The following is a 16,762-nucleotide window of genomic DNA, read 5'->3' as shown; positions in this document are numbered from 1 at the left end:
ATAGTTAGGGAAATGAAATAATTATCCAGGGTTAGATAGATCAATTCCATTTTATAATCAGTCAGGAATTCAATCCGGATTAATCTATGTTCAGGTTTGTCATTCAAAAGAAAACCGGATGAAATTAAACTTATTTACTGAAATTATTACCATATTCGAACGACTTTCACCCTGGAAAGAGATTGCGGTTCCCTTTACCCTATGCTAAAATTATTTCAATGGATATCAGGCAGAGATAAAAACACTCCCCTAATTCTTTAAGCAGTTCAGACAACTGGTTGGAAATCTGAAAATTAAAATCTTGTTTTTGATTTCCGGCGACAGTCCAAGCAAGGCGGATGAAGCGGGGTAATGAAGATGACTTCACAAAAAATAATCTTAATCGTGGAAGATAATGAGATCAACCGGATCATGCTGCGGGGAATTTTAGAGCCGCAGTATAAAGTTCTGGAAGCGCAGAACGGTTTGGAAGCGTTAAAAGTGCTGGGTGATCAGAAGGATAACGTTTCCCTGATCCTGCTGGATATTATGATGCCGGTGATGGATGGCTATACGTTTTTATCCATTCTGAAAAACGATCCGTCGATTGCTTCCATTCCGGTCATTGTGGCGACGCAGAACGACAACGAATCCGACGAGGTTGCGGCGCTTTCCCACGGCGCGACGGATTTTGTCGCCAAACCGTACCGGCCGCAGATTATCCTGCACCGCGTCGCCAGTATTATTAACCTGCGCGAAAACGCTGCGATGATCAATCAGTTCCGCTATGACCGGCTGACCGGCCTTTACAGTAAGGAATTCTTTTACCGGCGGGTGCGGGAGGAGCTGCAGGCGCATCCGGATCAGGAATATGACATGTTGTGCTCCAATATTGAGAATTTTAAACTGATCAACGATATTCTGGGTGTGCCGGCGGGCGATCAGCTGCTGATCAGCGTCGCTGAAATGATTCAGGAAAAAATCGGCGACCGCGGAATCTGCGGCCGGTTGAGCGCCGATCAGTTCGCCTGTCTGCTGCGCCGTCCGCAAGCGTATCCACAGGAATCTTTTATCAACGCCAACAGCGAGATCAACACGCTGGCGAACATGCAGAACGTCGTTGTGAAATGGGGCGTTTATGTCATCCGCGATAAACAGGTGTCGGTGGAACAGATGTGCGATCGGGCTTTGTTGGCGGTGCGCCGGATCAAGGGACAATATAATCACTACGTCGCTGCCTATGACGATACGCTGCGCAACAAGCTGCTGCGGGAACAGGCGATTACCGACAGTATGGAAGCTGCGCTGAAAGAACGGCAGTTTGTGATATATCTGCAGCCGAAGTTTCAGATTAAAGACGATCAGCTGGCAGGCGCCGAGGCGTTAGTGCGCTGGAATCATCCGCAATGGGGCTTTCAGTCGCCGGCCGAATTTATTCCACTGTTTGAACGCAACGGGTTTATCACCAAGCTGGATCAATATGTGTGGGAACAGACCTGCGCCAAGCTGCACCAATGGGATCAGGCAGGCTATCCGCCGATCTCGGTTTCCGTCAACGTCTCCCGGGCGGATATCTACAACAGCGATTTGATCGACTTTCTGACCCGGATTCTGAAAAAATATGAGCTTCAGCCAAGCCGGCTGCATCTGGAGATTACAGAAAGTGCCTATACCGAAAACCCGGGCCAGATCATCGCGACGGTCGAACAGCTGCGGACGCTGGGATTTGTCATTGAAATGGATGATTTCGGCAGCGGCTATTCTTCATTAAACATGCTGAACCAGCTGCCGCTGGATATTTTAAAGCTGGATATGAAATTTATTCAGAACGAAACGGCTAAGCCGACCAATCAGGGAATCCTGCGCTTCATCATGAGTCTGGCGCGGTGGATGAATTTAAGCGTCGTGGCGGAAGGTGTGGAAACCCGGGAACAGCTGGAACGGCTGCGGGAAACCGGCTGCGATTATGTGCAGGGATATTATTTTGCGCGGCCGATGCCTTGCGAGGAATTTGAAAAACTGCTTCAGAAACAGTGCGAACAGAAGGCGAATCAGGCGTTGGACAATGCGCAGCCGCTTCCTAATCAGCAGAAGCCGATGCTTTTATTAGCGGATGGAGACGTTCGTTATTGCGAAGAAATGCGCCGCGTTTTAAGCCAGCAGTATCAGGTGCAATGCGTCGGCGACGGTCAGAGTGTTTACCAGTGCCTGGACCTCTATGCCAGCCAGATCCGGCTGATTGTTTTAAGTATGGATATAAAAAATCCGGACGGAGTCGAAGTGTTGAAAACGCTGCAGCACCGCATCGAAGTCCGCGATATTCCGATCATTGCGAGTGGATATTGGGACGACCGGTGGGAGGAAGCGGCGTTCAATATCGGAGCGGATGATTTTGCGGGCAAACCGCACACGCCGATGAGTCTGTGGAAACGCGTCCAGCGCACGCAGAGATTAAGTGTTCTGCGGCAGCAGGAACAAATCCTGCGCGAGGAAGCCTATCGTGATTATCTGACTGATCTGTTAAACCGCCGGGGGTTGTATGCGGTTTGTCAGTCGCTGCGTCAGGACGATGCCCCGCTGGCGTTGTTCCTGTTCGACCTTGACAATCTGAAAAAAGTCAACGACCAGCTTGGTCATGATTGCGGCGATCAGCGGATTCGTCAGTTCAGCCGTCTGCTGCGCTCACATTTCCGTCAGAGCGATATCTTCGCCCGATTAGGGCAGGATGAGTTTATTGTGGTCATGAAGAAGACGGCGCGGAAGGAAGCGGTTGTCCGAAAGGGCGAAGCGCTGGGCCAGGCGTTTGTCGAGGCCGGGTGGAATCAGGACGTGCCGCTGACAGTCTCCGCCGGGATTGCAATGTGGGATTTGAGCGAAACGCTGGATGAGGTGCTGTCCCGCGCGGACAGCGCGTTGAAATGCGCAAAGGTCGGCTGTCAGAGCCGTTGTCGTTTATGGGAGGAAGCGAATGTATGGGGGATCAGGAGCGAAATTGTGAAAAAATAGTCCGGCAGTTCTGCGAGGCCTGGTTTGAAGCACGCGATGTGGAGAAAACCGTCGGCTATCTGGATGAGGACCTTGATTTTATCGGAACTGGCGAACAGGAAGCCGCCAGCGGGCGGGAAGCGATGCACGCGTATATCGTCGCGGATATTCAGGAATTGGCCGAACCGTTTTCGGCCGCTTTTCCTGTGATGAAAGTCCGTTTTTTACAAGCGGATCTGAGTTCTGTTTTTACTGAAATGATTCTTCAAAACTCCCAGTATGCCTGGCATCTTCGGGGGTTTTTTATCTTGCGGCGGCAGGCGGAGACCTGGAAAATCGTCAGTCTGCATTTTGCCGAACCGGGCCGCAGTCAGCAGGCGGGTGAGCACTACCCGCAGACGGTGGTTGTGGAACGGCTGCGCCGCCAGCGGGAAGAGCTGCTGAACGACACGCTCCCGGGCGGGATGATGGGCGGCTATATCGCCGAGGGCTTCCCGTTTTATTTCATCAATGATCAGATGCTGGCGTATCTGGGATATCGGGACGAAGCGGAATTCGTCGCGGACATCCAGGGCCGGATCATCAACTGCATGCATCCGGACGATCGGCAGCGGGTCGATGAGGAAGTCGCCGATCAGCTGAAAACCAGCGATGAATACACGGTGGAATATCGGATGAAGAAGCAGAACGGCAGTTATATCTGGGTTCATGATCTGGGTCGGCGGCTGCAGGCGGAGGACGGACGTCCGGCGATTTCGTCGGTGTGCTATGACATCACCGCACAGATTCAGGCGCAGGAGGAAGTGCTGCGGCTGTACAACAACATTCCCGGCGCGGTTTTCCGCTGCCGTTACGACGCCAGCCTGACTGTTGTCAGCGCCAACGACGGACTGTTTGAGTTCATCGGCTACACCCGCGCTGAATTTGCCGAGCTGGGCAATCAGCTGGCGCTGATCATCGCCCCGCAGGAACTGCAGGAAATCGCCCAACGATTGCGCGAACAGCTGCGTCAGGCGAAAACCGTCCACATTGAAAACCAGATTTGCTGCAAGGATGGCAGCGTGAAGTGGGTCTCGGTGAAAGCTCAGCTGTTTATGGAAAACAACGAACCGTATCTTGACTGTGTGTTTATTGATATTACCGAGGAAAAGCAGCTCCACCGGCGCGAAAAGGAACTGTACGAACGGGAACTGCGTTACTTTGTGGAGGCTGCCAGCGGCAATCAGAGCGGTCAGGGACGGCTGAATCTGACCCGCAATGTGCTGGAAAGCTATCTGACGACGGCCAACTTCGCCGTTGCTCAGATCGGCGAAAGCTATGACAAGGTGATCGCTCAGTTTGCGCATTCCTCCATCGACCCGCTGACCGGCTTGCGGATTGAAGAGCAAATGCGGCGCGAACAGGTCCAGGCCGATTACGCCGTCGGCAAGACGGAATATCATTTTGAATTTCTGCGCAGTACGCGCGAAGGCGCGTTCTGGAGTCATACAACGTTTCATTCCTGCCTGAATCCGGAAACCGGGGAACTCATCGTCTTTTTCTATACCCTTGACATCACGGAACAAAAGCTGCAGGAACAGCTGCTGGATCAGATCGTCAGTCTGAATTACGACATCATCGCGGAAATCGACGCGCTGTCCGGAAAACTGCGGATTCATGCTTCCAACGATCCGATGATTCCAAAGGAGGATCAATTTTCAAAAGCGATCGGACAATTTGCCCGGCGTTATGTCAAACCGGAGTTTGAAGCGGAATACCGCCGTCAGCTCGATTTGCCTTTTATGAAACAACAGCTGGCGGAAAAGGGATCCTATACCTTTTCCATTGAAATGCAGGACAAGCAGGGACAGACCCGTGTCAAACTGTATAAAGTTTTCTATCTCGACCGCCGGCTGGATCGGTTGTGCGTGACGCGCAGCGACGTGACCGAGGTCGTGCGTCAGGAACAGATTCAGAAAGCGGAGCTGGCTTCCGCACTGAACGCCGCGCAGCAGGCCAACGCCGCGAAGACGGATTTTCTCTCGCGGATGTCGCATGAGATTCGCACCCCGATGAACGCGATTCTGGGAATGAGCGCAATCGCCGCCCAGTCGCTGCACGATCCGGTCCGCATTGGCGACTGTATTGAAAAAATTCAGCTGTCTTCGCGGTTTCTGCTGGGACTGATCAACGATATCCTCGACATGAGCCGGATTGAAAGCGGCAAGCTGCTTTTAAATAACGGACCTTTATCCACGCGGAAACTGATCGAAGGAGTCAGCACTCTGTGCGCCGGTCAGGCCGCGAACAAAGGCGTGCGTTATCAATGCATCGTCGAACCTTCGCTGCAGGCGGAGTATATGGGCGATGCGATGAAGCTGCAGCAGGTGCTGGTCAATATCTTAAGCAACGCGGTGAAATTCACAGAGTCCGGCGGCGAGGTGGTGATGCACGTCAGCCAGCTTCAGGCAAAGAAAGACAACGCCGTCGTCCGGTTTGTGATTCGGGATACGGGCGTCGGCATCAGCCCGGAGTTTCTGCCGCATCTGTTTGAACCGTTCTCTCAGGAGTCAACCGGGACGACGGCGACATCCGGCGGCAGCGGGCTGGGGCTGGCAATTTCCAAAAGCGTCGTCGATCTGATGGATGGAAGAATCAGCGTCCGTTCGCAAAAGGGCCGGGGTACGGAATTTATCGTTGAGGTCAAGCTTGGTCTGGCAGCGGGCGTCCATGAAACTTTCGCCGGCATCGTTTCCGCCGGGGACGCCGGGGGTCTGGATCTGAAGACGCTGGACTTTACCGGCCGGCGGATTTTACTGGCCGAAGACAACGCCATCAATACCGAAGTCGCGGCTATGCTTTTACAGGACAGGGGCTTCAGCGTTGATACGGCGCAAAACGGCGAACAGGCGCTGCAGACTTATCAGGCTTCCGCCCTGAATTACTACGATGCAATCTTAATGGATATCCGGATGCCGGTCATGGACGGCTTAACTGCCGCGGCCAGGATCCGCACCAGTCCGCGCGCGGATGCCGGACAGATTCCGATCATCGCCATGACCGCCAACGCGTTTGACGACGATATCGCAAAAAGCATGGCGGCCGGGATGAACGCGCATCTGGCGAAGCCGATTGATCCGGACTTACTGATCCGGACGCTGAATGAATTTATCGGAAACAAGGAGGTTTTCGGATGTCAGACGTTAAAATGATTATGACGGCCTACGGCGTGGATTATGCGCTGACAATGGAACGGTTTATGCAGCAGGAACGCATGTATGTGCGGATTTTAGGCATGTTGTTCAAGGATGAGAGCTTGCCGGCGCTGCAGAAAGCGGTAGAAGAAAAAAATCTGGAAGCTGCTTTTCAGGCGGCTCACACGCTCAAGGGCGTATCTGGCAATCTGGGATTAACGTCGTTGTACGAAGCGGTCTGCGAGATCGTGGAGCCTTTGCGGCGCTTGGAAGTTCGGGGCGATTATCCAGAAAAGCTGGAAAAGATCGGGCAGGAGTTTGAGAAGGTCAGAGGGATGTATGCCGAGCTGACCGCGTGTTCGTTATGAATTCCCATAAAACAATCTTGTTTGTCCGCGGTTCACAGATGAAATGGCAGCCGGCCAACGAAGCGGCGCAAAGCTGGAGTCAGGATCCCGACTTCAGCGGCTGGCTGGAGAACATCGGGGAAAACCAGAATCCGGCTGTCTGGCAAAATCCCCGCACGCAGGCGCGCTACACAACGGAAGTTCAGACGCTGAAGATTGCTGAGGAAACGGCGACGCTGTTGGTACTGACACCGGAAGTCCCGTCATTTTTCACAATGCTGGAAAATTTGGGGGACGCGCTTGCCTGCGGATTCGTGATTTATCAGCTTGCGGACAATGCATCGCCGCCATTGTATGCCAACGCTGCTTTTCGGCAGCACTTCGGCGAACCTGCAGAGGGACTTCTGGCGCAGACTGCCGTGCATCCACAAGATCGGCCAGCACTGCAGCGGGCTTTGCAACAGCTGAAAACAGAGCGCGGAACATTGCGGCACAGCTTGCGGGCGTGGGATAAAACGCAGGGATGTTACTGTGCAATTCAGATTGAGGCTTCGATGGGCACGCTGCCTCAATGGGGAACGGTGCTGGTAAGCCTGTTTCAGGACGGCAGCGAACAGGCCGCGTTAAAAACACAGCTTAACGCCGCCAATCAGAAAATGCAGCAGATCATCAATGCAATCCCGGGCGGCGTTGCCGTTTATAAAGTGACGGACAAGTTGGAGACCGTTTATTTCTCCGATGGCGTGCCTGCGCTCAGCGGATATACTTCTCAAGAATATTCTGTCCAGGCTGCCGCAGACGCCGGCAAGTTGATCTATGATCAGGACCGTGGCCGCGTCGAGGCCCAGGCTGTGGAAGTCGTGCGCACGCATGAGCCGGCGACGCTGGAATTCCGCATGGCTCACCGTGACGGTCACCTCGTCTGGGTGCGCGTACAGATCAGCTGGATCGGCGAGGAGGACGGCAGTTCGCTGCTTCACTGCGTGTTCCACAATATTTCCGATCTCAAGGAAGCGCAGCTCCAGATGAATCATCTGGTCAATTCCATTCCCGGCGGAATCGCCAGTTATAAAGTGGAAAACAAGGTCTTTATCCCGACGTATTTCTCTGCCGGCGTCGCAGAGCTGACCGGTTATGGAAAGCAGGAATTTCAGACTATCGTCCATCAGGATGCGATGAACGCAATCTATCCGCCGGATCGCGAGCGGGTGCAGAAAGCGGCGTGGCAGGCATTAGTCAGCGGCGAGGTGCTGGATGTTTCCTACCGCAGTCCTCACCGCGATGGTTCGCTGGTCTGGATACACCTGAACGGCCGGCGAATGGGTCCCCTGTCGGAATCGACGCAGTTCTATGCGGTGTTTACCGGCATGTCGGCGGAAACCCGGTTGTACCAGAGTATCGCCGATGAATCCTCGGATGGGATTTATGTGATCGGCAAGCAGAACTATGAACTTTATTATGTCAACGATAACCATAAAATTTTTTCCAATGATCAACAATATGCCGGCCGGAAATGCTACGCAGTGCTGTTTGGCAAGTCGCAGCCCTGCGCCTTCTGCACGCTGAAAACACACGCGCCGGATAATGAAGAACATGAGATGTCCGTCGATCAGCCCGGCCGTTTTTATGCGACCCGCTTTCGTGAAACGGATTGGAACGGGATCGGGGCTTATATCAAGCATGTTCGTGAGATCACCGAGGAAGTCCGCGTCCGCAAGGAAAACGAACGGCTGGCGCAGTATTTTCAGACGGTCGTCCAGAATTTGCCGGGCGGCGTGACGGTGATCGAATGTACGCCAAAGGGGCAGCTGATTCCGGAATACATCTCGGAAGGATTTGCCGAAATGGCGGGGATGAGCTACGCTGCGATAAGTCAGGCGATCCGGCAGGATTTTACCGCGAACATTCATCCGGAAGATCAGGCAAGAGTCCGCCGCCAGCTGCTTCAGTTCATCGCCGACCGCCAACCTCAGGGCGAAATTGTTTTCCGCATGCTGACGGCAGACAAAGGTCAGATCTGGGTCAGCAGCAAGCTGGCGATGATCCCGGGTGAGGAAGGGGAAATCCGCGTCTATGCGCTGCATCACGATATCACCCGGGAACGGCTGGAACAGCAGCGGATTCGCCAGCAGTATAACGAACTGATTCTTGAACATTACCGCACACCGGGGGAAAATGCGCTGGTAGCGGGACATTGCAACATCACTCAGGGCGTGATTCTGGACATCATGGATTACACGGATTCCGAATTGCTGGCAACTTTCGGCTACGACCGCGACGTGTTCTTTAAAGGATTGGCGTCGTTGATCGTCGAGCCGGATCAGCGCCGGTATTTCCTTGATCATTATTTAAACGAGCCGGCCCGGCGGGAATTCGCGGCCGGAGAAACTGTGCAGATTCAGGAATGTTTCGTGCAGCTGCCCAGGGAATCGCAAGGCCGCTATGTCGAAATTAAAATGAACATGGTAACGACGCCGGACAGCGGGGACGTTACGGGGATTCTGACTGTCACGGACATCACGGAAAAGACAATCGCCAACCTGATTCTGCAGCAGCTGTCAAAAATCAACTATGATTTTGTCGCCGATATCGACCTGGGTGCGGATACATTTAAGATTCTGACCCAGAACGAACAGACGGCGCTGACCGCAAGGACGCATGGCCGCTATTCTCAATGGATTGATCAGCTGCTGGAAAGCCATGTGCTGCCCAAGGATAAGGAACGCTACGCCGGCAATTTGAAACCGGAATTCCTGAAACCCCGGCTGGCGAAAGAAAACTCGTTTACATTCACATTCTCAATGTGCGATCCGCGCGGCGAATTGCGCATGAAAAACGTCACTGTGTCGGTCACGGACCGGCGGTTAAACCGGATCTGCCTGTCCCGGACCGACATCACCGAGTCGGTGCGCGAGCAGCAGGGACTGCTGCGGGTAGCCGCCGTAATCTTTGAATTGGCCGGGTTCATTGATATCGCTTCGCAGCGGCTGACCATTCATACACGCCAGACTATTGTGGAGAATCTGCCGCCGTATATCGTTGAAAACTGCGACGAAGCGATTGACAAGTTTGCCCGCAGCCACAGTCAGAGCGGCAGCGCGGAGGAGAGCAGCCGGCAATTTGCCCTGGCGACGATGCTAAAGCGCCTGCAGCGTGAGCCGCAAGGCTATGATTTCCTGTTTCCTTATCAGAGCGAGGCTGGCGAGCGGATAAAAAAAGTCAGCGTGCTGTGGGGGGACGCCGATCATCAGACTGTCTGTCTTGTGCGCGCGGACGTTACGGAGATGCTCGCCGCGGAACGTCAGACGAAAAATACACTGGAAAATGCGCTGATCCAGGCCGAGGAAGCCAACCGGGCCAAGAGTGATTTCCTTTCGGCGATGAGTCATGATATCCGCACGCCGATGAACGCGATAATGGGGATGACCGCGCTGGCGAGAGCCCATCTGGATGATTCCCGGCGGGTGGCGGATTGTCTGAAAAAAATTACCTATTCGTCCAAACATCTGCTGAGTTTGATCAACGACGTTCTCGATATGAGCAAGATCGAGCGTTCGCAGATTACATTGAACCGCGCTGGTCTGCGGATGCCGGAGGTGATCGAACAGTTGTCGGCAATCATGGGACCGCAGGCGCGAGCCAAAGCGATTCGGCTGAATATCAATGCCGAGCGGATCGAACACACCCGGTTCTTTGGCGATGCGCTGCGGATCAATCAGATTCTGATCAACATTTTAAGCAACGCCGTCAAATTCACTCCGGAGGGAGGCCAGGTGGATTTCATCGTGGAGGAAATCGCCGGTTCATCTCCGGGACAGGTGAGATACCGTTTTACAATCCGCGACACCGGCATCGGCATCGAGCCGCAGTTTCTGGCCCATTTGTTCGATCCGTTTGCCCGCAGTCCGCAAGTCGGACAGATCGAGGGGACGGGATTGGGATTAAGCATCACGCGCGGTCTGATCGAACGGATGGGCGGCAGTCTCCAAGTGGAAAGTGAAGTCGGACACGGCTCTACGTTTATCGTCGAACTGGAATGTGAACAGGATTTCAGCGGAGAAACGGATAATCCGGATTCGTCAAAGACTTTGACCGTGAAGCCGCAGGTGGATCAAAATCTGGCGCGGCGGCGTTTTCTGATCGTGGAAGATAATCAGATCAATGCGGAAATTCTCAGCGGCATTCTGGAATTGGCCGGCGCCCGGTTTGAGGTCTGCTGTGATGGAAAACAGGCGGTCAGCAACTTCAGCGACAAGCCCGAGGGGTATTACGACGCGATATTAATGGATATCCAGATGCCGGTGATGAACGGTTATGAAGCGACCCGGGCAATCCGTCAATTACCTCGCCCGGACGCGCGGCAGATTCCGATCGTCGCGATGACGGCCAACGCGTTTGCGGAGGATGTGGAAGCGTCCATGGCGGCGGGAATGACTGCGCATGTCGCGAAACCGATTGATATTGATTTGCTTTATGTGGTGCTCAGCCGGGTGCTGCCGGAAAAAAACGGAAATCCCGATTGATTACAGGAAATCGCGGTCTGATTCAGCCGCGGTTTTTTCTGTTTTTTTTTGAATGATTTCCCATTGTTTCTTCCTGCTCACGAAAAAGCGACGTGTGAATAAAAATTCTTCCTTTTTGAATGGAACTTTGCTATAATAATTAAGCAATGCACCGGTGGCGGAATCGGCAGACGCGCACGTTTGAGGGGCGTGTGATTTATTCGTACGGGTTCAAGTCCCGTTCGGTGCACCATTTTAAGGAAGCCCACAATTCAATGTGGTTAAGAAAAGCCTTTAACAAAGGGCTTTTTTATTTTATTTTGCAATGTGTTAAATCAATCCGATTTAATGCAATTCAAGCAAAATCGTTCAAGAATCGTTCAAAAACAGTTCAAAGAAAAATGCCCGGATAACCGGGCAGTAATTCATGAGTATTTGCGATTTTTCAATGCATCTTTTTTTAATTGATCGTTGCTCCTGGCATAGTCCAATGTTTGATTGATATTGTTATGTCCCATGAGCTCCATGATCGTGCGCGGATCGACGTTGTTGGTGACAAGGTCAGTGGAAAATTTGTGCCGCAACCGGTATACGTTAAAATCGACACCCACACGCTTGCTGACATAGTTGATCTTGTTTGCAACATCATCAATAGACCATACAGTATCATCGCAGCGCATAAACAAATGCTCACTAGGCTGTATACCGATGAGCTGCCGCAAGATTGGTTCAAGCTGCGGAACGATCGGCTCCAGACGCACGCTTTGTTTAGTCTTTGTCGCCTTCTGCGTGTTCCATTCCTTGGTCGTGCTGCCCTGTGCGGTATCAATGTTTATATATCCGGCGTCAAGATCGATATCTGCTTTATCAAGCCCCAGGCATTCTGCCGGCCGGATCCCGGTATAATAGATGATCTCAAGCATATAAACGATGAGTTCAGCGTTAAATTTATACCTGTCATTATTTTTAGTATAATGCCGGATGCCGGCGATGACTTTATCGAGTGTTTCGCGATCTGTCGATACATCTGTTTTTTTATGTGGCAGCTGCGATGCTGGGACAACCACCTGCAGCATAGGATCGCTGCTGATCCAGCCTGTGAAGGCAGCCGCCCGGATTATATATCTCCAGCAGGTGGCCACCCGTCCGATGTTGTCGTCTGACTTTGTGGTGATCATCGCGTTAAGCGTCTGCTGGATGTCCAGGCCGGTGATCTCCTCAATCGGCTTGTTGCCGACAGCCGGCTGGATGTAATTGCGGTAGGTAATCGTACGGTGCTTGACTGTCTTTAAGGTTTTTGGAAATATCTGCTGGATCAGCATAAACGCCTCATCCACCGTATGCTTTCTGTCAGCTCGTGCGCGGACCTTCTGGCCGCTGTGCAGCAGCTGGGTACGCATCTGATCGCGGTGTGCACAGGCAACGTCCAGAGCCGCGGCGGCTGACTCGTAATCGTCTGCGCGGAAACTCTTGCTGTACGATTGTTTAAAGCCATATTCATCCTCATACAAAAATGATACCTGTAAATATAAGCGACCATTGACTGTTTTTTGCTTGATGTATTTTTCCTTGCGGAGTTTTTTTGTTTTTGCCATATATAGCGCTCCTTTTCTTTTTGTGGTAAAATGAGCGCATAGAAAAAGATATGTCTGCCACGACAAATTTTTCTATGCAGAGGTTCTGACTGCAATCAGTTCCTCAATTCCCACCGGTTGCCGCCGGTGGGCTTTTCTTTTTTAGACCCAATAAGGATTTGGTTTAAATAATAATGAGAAAAAATCAAAAAGTATACCTATTCCTAGAAATCCAAGAGTACATATGTAAACGATTCCTAATAATATTTTACCTTCGTAGAATTTGTGTGCTCCTAAAAAACCTAGAAAAATGCAAAGAAGCAAGGCAATCCATTTGTTCTTGCATCCTCCACCATGTGCATTAACGCGATTGCTTATGTTGTTATTGATGATAACCTTTTCATCTTTTTCCCGACGTCGGCTCTCTACTTCACATCCACAGTGAGGACAGATGACGGCGTCTTTTCTTATTTTTTCACCGCAGTGTTGACAAAACTTTGTTTCATAATTTTCTGACATACTTATCCCCTTTCAAGTTCTTTGTTAATTATTTAATGATGGCATAAAAAACTAAATCTTAAAAAATATTTTTAATTCTATCTTTCCCTGTATTAGATACCAGGTAAGATTTTTTTGTTCGATTCTATCTTGCTGAGTAGCTTGAATAAATTTCCAGTTACTGGTAATCTATAATCATACAGAGGCTCCGGAGTCTTCCAACCGTTTAATATTAGATAGTGGAGGAATAGCCGATGAACGTAGAAGATTATAGAACAGTGCTTAAAAACATGATAGACAGGATCGATGATCCAGGTCTTTTAGACAAGCTTTTGAATTGGTTTAAATCAATCTGTGCTGAGTGGCGCAGGATTCATGGGCAGTGATTTAGTCGCTGCTCTTTTTTTTATGCACTTTTTCATAAATCTGGTCAAGCATTGTCCAGATCACTTTTTTGTCATCCGGGCTTAGCGACCAGTAAACCTCAAGCGCAGCCATCGCACGTTTGTCATCAACCATCTCGATGCCCGCAGCGGCCTGCCGGAAAAGACTGGAATCATCATCATTCAAATACTTGGGCTCTTTGCCTGTCCGCAGCCAATCTTCAGATACACCGAATTCAGTACAAATCAATTTGATGGTTCGGTCGGTAACTGCTCTTTTGCCTTGTTCGACACTTGTAAGGTGACCTTGTGATAAGGCGATACGCTCGCCAAATTCAGTCTGATTCATCCCGAGTTCCTTTCTCAATGCGCGCACGCGCTCATTTATAGTCATTTATTGATACCTCCTTTCTAATTACAAACCTATCATAAACTAAAAAATAAACTTTTGCAATATTTTTGTATTGACGGAAATAAACGTTTGGTGTAATATGATATTGCAATAGATTAAAGGAGAACATAAGATGAAAAGATACGAAGTAAAACAGATCAGCACCAACTGGTACGGCATCTACGATAGCGTCAAACATGAGTTTGTAATTGAAACAACAGGCTACGGACTTGAGTCCTACAAAAAGCTGTTCGGCGTCAATTAGAAAAAGGAGGCAATAAGATGAATTTAGAAGAAGCCAACGTCAAGGAGGTGTGAGATGAAGAAAAAACAAATTGAAATTATGGTAAATCCAGGAGTATTGCTTGAATTGGCAAAAGAAATCAACAAGACCAAGCAGCTCGGAAAACCATGGCAGCAGCTCACCGCAGCCATGAATCTCCTAAGAGCATACGGAAATGAATGTTCTCTATTATGGAACAGCCGAGGTAAAAAAATAAATGGCATATCCATAGATGGCGAGGAATATCTGATCAAAAAAAGAAAAGGAGTAAAAGACTGCATGGAAGCGATCCAGAGAGAGGAAGCTGAAATGTCGTTGGCTGATAAGCACAAAAGACAGAATCAGCCGGTGCCTAAAGAATTGATAGAGGAATTATTCGATGAAAAGTAAAGAAATGGTGAACTTAATTAACCTTAGAAGATCGGCTGATTTAACTAAAAAAGCAATGGCTGAAAAAATAGGTGTTTCTGCTTCCTATTACTACAAGGTTGAAAGTGGATATCAAAATCCAAGTTATGAATTTCTTAAGAAATTTAAAGTGAAATTTCCTGATGTTAGTGTCGATCAAGTATTCTTCAACAACAAATAAAAAAGCACCAGTGGTGACGCACTGATGCCTGCGTTATTTGTTTACCTCAACTTCCAGCGTCACCTGGAAGTCCACCCACTTAAGGCAGGACGCTTCTGCCGAAGACCCTATTGAGCGGTAGCTAAGATTACATTTCAGCCACAGTAAAGTATGGTTGCTTGCTGTGCAACACTTAGAATCTATTATATTTGCCATGGTAAGCAAATATAAAAAGCGATTGTCATTCTAAGCAAAAACAGCCGTCTGCTGGCGCACGGTGTGCGATCTTAGCTATGAAGAATAGGGGAGTTCAAAAGTTTTGTCAACTTTATCACCTCCACGATAATTTTAACACAACTTGGAAATTTTTAACAGGTCGAAACCTAGGGCGATCTGCCCGATGGTCTGCCGGTTAGGCCGGCACTGATGAGGCCAGAAAGGAGTGTGAGAGTATGCGTAAAAAGAACAGCGATCAGCAGGAAATGCAGAAGTTTTTAAAGGCTTTCCGCGAGCTTAGTCCTGTAGGGCAGGCTATGTTGGAACATGACATGCAGTTGCTTAAAGCGCGCGAAGCCCTTGATCAAAAGGCACGCAAGCCTACGACGCCCAGAACTGACCAAGCACAAGCGAGATAAGGAGGATTAAGGGCATGGACGAGTTACTGGCTGCCATCGAGCAGCTAACAAAAAAGGTTGACATGTTGCAGGCCAGCTTGGCTGCTAATCAGTACAAGCTGGTTTACACCACCAAGGAGCTTGCCGAGGCGTTGGGTACATATCCGCAAAGGATCCATGTGCTGCGCAAGCATGGGTTGCTTACCGGCACGCGGAACGGGCAGGAGTGGATATACACCCGGGAAGAGGCCGAGAGATTTCTGGAGCGGACCCGCGGCATGGACCTGAGCAGCGAGCAAAAAATTATCGAGGCGGTCAACCAGTTGCGGATCAGCGAGACGCTGACAGCACAAAAAAAGCCAACCGGCGGCAACCGGAAGGCAAGAACAAAACTGAACTGATTTACCCAAGTTCAGTGAAATTATACTACAAAAACCACGGCAATGGTTAAAATACAGAAAAATTTGTGGCAGACGAAAGGTAAAAATATGTTAAAAAAAGAATTTGAAGATTTTATTGGGCATGAAATTACTGATGATCAATTTAAGTCAGTAGAAAATGTTTATAATTATCACCCAGTAAATTTGAATGTCGATGAAATGGTATTCCTTTGGCAATTGGGTGGTCAAACAATGATTGAATTCTTAGAAGAGAAAGCACTTAGTTTTCATTCGCTCGAAAAGAGAAAAGAAAGTTTGACTGCCGAATTAGAAAAAATTCAAGCAGAAATGGATGCAATGAGAGAAGCATATTGAGGAGGTGCCAGAATGACAACGAACGAAGCAACCCGCGCTTATGCAGCGGTGGCAGCAAAGCATATCGGACTTAAGATGGACGAGATAGACCAGATCGTGGAGGAGATGGCGTATCTGATGGATATTTACACGGAGACGGAGATCATGGACAAGATGCGAAATTTGATCGGCCAGGAGGATCGGTAGTGCGCCGGCTTAGACGCCCAGTGCTCGTGGCTCTCACGGCTGCGATTACCGCCGGCGTGACGCTTAACCTGCCTGCAGCTGAGGCCGAGACACCAGTACGGCAGACGGTGACCGTGATCGATCTCTATCAGCCTGATACGCCGGCTTACACCGCAGAGATGGACGTCAGTTGGCACGACTGGCAGCCGATCGGCAAGGCCGCCGGCGTGGTGCCGGTAGCACTGCTGGAGCTGGCTGAGGAGTACAACATCAGCCCAGTCTACGCCGCGGCGGTGTTTGTCCTTGAGACTGGCTGGGGTAGCTCATCGGCCTGGCTGGCCAAGCACAATCCGGCCGGCATCCGGTGCGGTGATCGGTACTGCCAGTACAGCACGGCCACGGATGGCCTGCGGCGCATGTTTGAGATCATGGCCGACTACTACGGCAACGGCCTGACCACGGTAGCACAGCAGCGCTCGCTGTGGTCGGAGGCTGATGATACAGAAAAGATAGTCCAGCTCATGGAGCAGCTGGCTGAGTAGCTT

General features: G+C 50.6%; 15 protein-coding genes and 1 tRNA gene. 13 read left to right on the top strand and 3 right to left on the bottom strand.

What is annotated here, in order from left to right; all coding sequences use genetic code 11:
• The first annotated feature begins 357 nt into the window (after window positions 1–357).
• From BQ7364_RS00345 to BQ7364_RS00325, 5 genes are all read left to right on the top strand, one after another.
• Entirely contained in the window at window positions 358–2,985 is a 2,628-nt protein-coding gene (locus BQ7364_RS00345; RefSeq protein WP_072682948.1) for an EAL domain-containing protein, read from the top strand.
• Window positions 2,952–6,155, top strand: coding sequence for a PAS domain-containing protein (locus BQ7364_RS00340; protein WP_072682845.1), 3,204 nt, complete (start codon window positions 2,952–2,954; stop codon window positions 6,153–6,155). Before BQ7364_RS00345 ends, BQ7364_RS00340 begins: the two co-directional genes overlap by 34 nt.
• A complete protein-coding gene (locus BQ7364_RS00335) occupies window positions 6,137–6,505 on the top strand; it encodes an Hpt domain-containing protein (protein WP_072682844.1) in 369 nt (122 codons plus the stop codon). Before BQ7364_RS00340 ends, BQ7364_RS00335 begins: the two co-directional genes overlap by 19 nt.
• Window positions 6,502–11,007, top strand: coding sequence for a hybrid sensor histidine kinase/response regulator (locus BQ7364_RS00330; RefSeq protein ID WP_083538305.1), 4,506 nt, complete (start codon window positions 6,502–6,504; stop codon window positions 11,005–11,007). Before BQ7364_RS00335 ends, BQ7364_RS00330 begins: the two co-directional genes overlap by 4 nt.
• Before the next feature lie 148 nt (window positions 11,008–11,155).
• Window positions 11,156–11,239 (top strand) — tRNA-Leu (locus tag BQ7364_RS00325).
• Between the two features lie 172 nt (window positions 11,240–11,411).
• On the opposite strand, the gene BQ7364_RS00320 is transcribed toward BQ7364_RS00325, so the two are convergent.
• From BQ7364_RS00320 to BQ7364_RS00310, 3 genes are all read right to left on the bottom strand, one after another.
• Window positions 11,412–12,581 carry a tyrosine-type recombinase/integrase gene (locus BQ7364_RS00320; RefSeq protein ID WP_072682843.1) on the bottom strand — a complete coding sequence of 390 codons (1,170 nt, stop codon included), beginning with the start codon at window positions 12,579–12,581 and terminating at the stop codon, window positions 11,412–11,414.
• 141 nt (window positions 12,582–12,722) lie between these two features.
• The gene (locus tag BQ7364_RS00315) at window positions 12,723–13,079 is read right to left on the bottom strand and encodes a TM2 domain-containing protein (RefSeq protein ID WP_072682842.1); all 357 of its coding nucleotides are present in this window, start codon (window positions 13,077–13,079) and stop codon (window positions 12,723–12,725) included.
• A gap of 366 nt (window positions 13,080–13,445) precedes the next feature.
• Complete coding sequence (locus BQ7364_RS00310; RefSeq protein ID WP_083538304.1) at window positions 13,446–13,835, bottom strand: helix-turn-helix domain-containing protein; 390 nt, start codon at window positions 13,833–13,835, stop codon at window positions 13,446–13,448.
• Between the two features lie 130 nt (window positions 13,836–13,965).
• On the opposite strand from BQ7364_RS00310, the gene BQ7364_RS18475 reads away from it, so the two are divergent.
• The 8 genes from BQ7364_RS18475 to BQ7364_RS00280 all read left to right on the top strand — a co-directional run bounded on the left by BQ7364_RS18475 (window position 13,966) and on the right by BQ7364_RS00280 (window position 16,759).
• On the top strand, window positions 13,966–14,097 hold the full coding sequence (locus BQ7364_RS18475; RefSeq protein ID WP_255370380.1) for a hypothetical protein: 132 nt from the start codon (window positions 13,966–13,968) through the stop codon (window positions 14,095–14,097).
• Between the two features lie 54 nt (window positions 14,098–14,151).
• Complete coding sequence (locus BQ7364_RS00305; RefSeq protein ID WP_072682841.1) at window positions 14,152–14,505, top strand: hypothetical protein; 354 nt, start codon at window positions 14,152–14,154, stop codon at window positions 14,503–14,505.
• Window positions 14,495–14,704 (top strand): helix-turn-helix domain-containing protein, encoded by a 210-nt coding sequence (locus BQ7364_RS00300; RefSeq protein ID WP_072682840.1) that lies wholly within the window; start codon window positions 14,495–14,497, stop codon window positions 14,702–14,704. Before BQ7364_RS00305 ends, BQ7364_RS00300 begins: the two co-directional genes overlap by 11 nt.
• Before the next feature lie 431 nt (window positions 14,705–15,135).
• Window positions 15,136–15,318 (top strand): hypothetical protein, encoded by a 183-nt coding sequence (locus BQ7364_RS00295; protein ID WP_072682839.1) that lies wholly within the window; start codon window positions 15,136–15,138, stop codon window positions 15,316–15,318.
• 14 nt (window positions 15,319–15,332) lie between these two features.
• Window positions 15,333–15,698, top strand: a complete 366-nt coding sequence (locus BQ7364_RS00290; RefSeq protein WP_072682838.1) for a helix-turn-helix domain-containing protein — start codon at window positions 15,333–15,335, stop codon at window positions 15,696–15,698.
• A 42-nt stretch (window positions 15,699–15,740) separates the two neighbouring features.
• On the top strand, window positions 15,741–16,052 hold the full coding sequence (locus BQ7364_RS00285) for a hypothetical protein (RefSeq protein ID WP_072682837.1): 312 nt from the start codon (window positions 15,741–15,743) through the stop codon (window positions 16,050–16,052).
• A 12-nt stretch (window positions 16,053–16,064) separates the two neighbouring features.
• The gene (locus BQ7364_RS17860; protein WP_159432731.1) at window positions 16,065–16,238 is read left to right on the top strand and encodes a hypothetical protein; all 174 of its coding nucleotides are present in this window, start codon (window positions 16,065–16,067) and stop codon (window positions 16,236–16,238) included.
• Entirely contained in the window at window positions 16,238–16,759 is a 522-nt protein-coding gene (locus BQ7364_RS00280) for a glucosaminidase domain-containing protein (protein ID WP_139248512.1), read from the top strand. The genes BQ7364_RS17860 and BQ7364_RS00280 overlap by 1 nt, the downstream gene beginning before the upstream one ends.
• The last annotated feature ends 3 nt before the right edge of the window (window positions 16,760–16,762 follow it).

This window comes from Holdemania sp. Marseille-P2844, assembly GCF_900120005.1.
Classification (GTDB): domain Bacteria; phylum Bacillota_I; class Bacilli_A; order Erysipelotrichales; family Erysipelotrichaceae; genus Holdemania.
This window is presented reverse-complemented; position numbering and strand designations above follow the sequence as displayed.

What these genes read in the sequence shown, in the direction of transcription:
- BQ7364_RS00315 (WP_072682842.1), bottom strand. Translation starts at nt 13,079, where the DNA reads ATGTCAGAAAATTATGAAACAAAGTTTTGTCAACACTGCGGTGAAAAA.
- BQ7364_RS00310 (WP_083538304.1), bottom strand. Translation starts at nt 13,835, where the DNA reads ATGACTATAAATGAGCGCGTGCGCGCATTGAGAAAGGAACTCGGGATG.
- BQ7364_RS00285 (WP_072682837.1), top strand. Translation starts at nt 15,741, where the DNA reads ATGGTTAAAATACAGAAAAATTTGTGGCAGACGAAAGGTAAAAATATG.
- BQ7364_RS00295 (WP_072682839.1), top strand. Translation starts at nt 15,136, where the DNA reads ATGCGTAAAAAGAACAGCGATCAGCAGGAAATGCAGAAGTTTTTAAAG.
- BQ7364_RS00335 (WP_072682844.1), top strand. Translation starts at nt 6,137, where the DNA reads ATGTCAGACGTTAAAATGATTATGACGGCCTACGGCGTGGATTATGCG.
- BQ7364_RS00300 (WP_072682840.1), top strand. Translation starts at nt 14,495, where the DNA reads ATGAAAAGTAAAGAAATGGTGAACTTAATTAACCTTAGAAGATCGGCT.
- BQ7364_RS00320 (WP_072682843.1), bottom strand. Translation starts at nt 12,581, where the DNA reads ATGGCAAAAACAAAAAAACTCCGCAAGGAAAAATACATCAAGCAAAAA.
- BQ7364_RS17860 (WP_159432731.1), top strand. Translation starts at nt 16,065, where the DNA reads ATGACAACGAACGAAGCAACCCGCGCTTATGCAGCGGTGGCAGCAAAG.
- BQ7364_RS18475 (WP_255370380.1), top strand. Translation starts at nt 13,966, where the DNA reads ATGAAAAGATACGAAGTAAAACAGATCAGCACCAACTGGTACGGCATC.
- BQ7364_RS00305 (WP_072682841.1), top strand. Translation starts at nt 14,152, where the DNA reads ATGAAGAAAAAACAAATTGAAATTATGGTAAATCCAGGAGTATTGCTT.
- BQ7364_RS00330 (WP_083538305.1), top strand. Translation starts at nt 6,502, where the DNA reads ATGAATTCCCATAAAACAATCTTGTTTGTCCGCGGTTCACAGATGAAA.
- BQ7364_RS00290 (WP_072682838.1), top strand. Translation starts at nt 15,333, where the DNA reads ATGGACGAGTTACTGGCTGCCATCGAGCAGCTAACAAAAAAGGTTGAC.
- BQ7364_RS00340 (WP_072682845.1), top strand. Translation starts at nt 2,952, where the DNA reads ATGGGGGATCAGGAGCGAAATTGTGAAAAAATAGTCCGGCAGTTCTGC.
- BQ7364_RS00345 (WP_072682948.1), top strand. Translation starts at nt 358, where the DNA reads ATGACTTCACAAAAAATAATCTTAATCGTGGAAGATAATGAGATCAAC.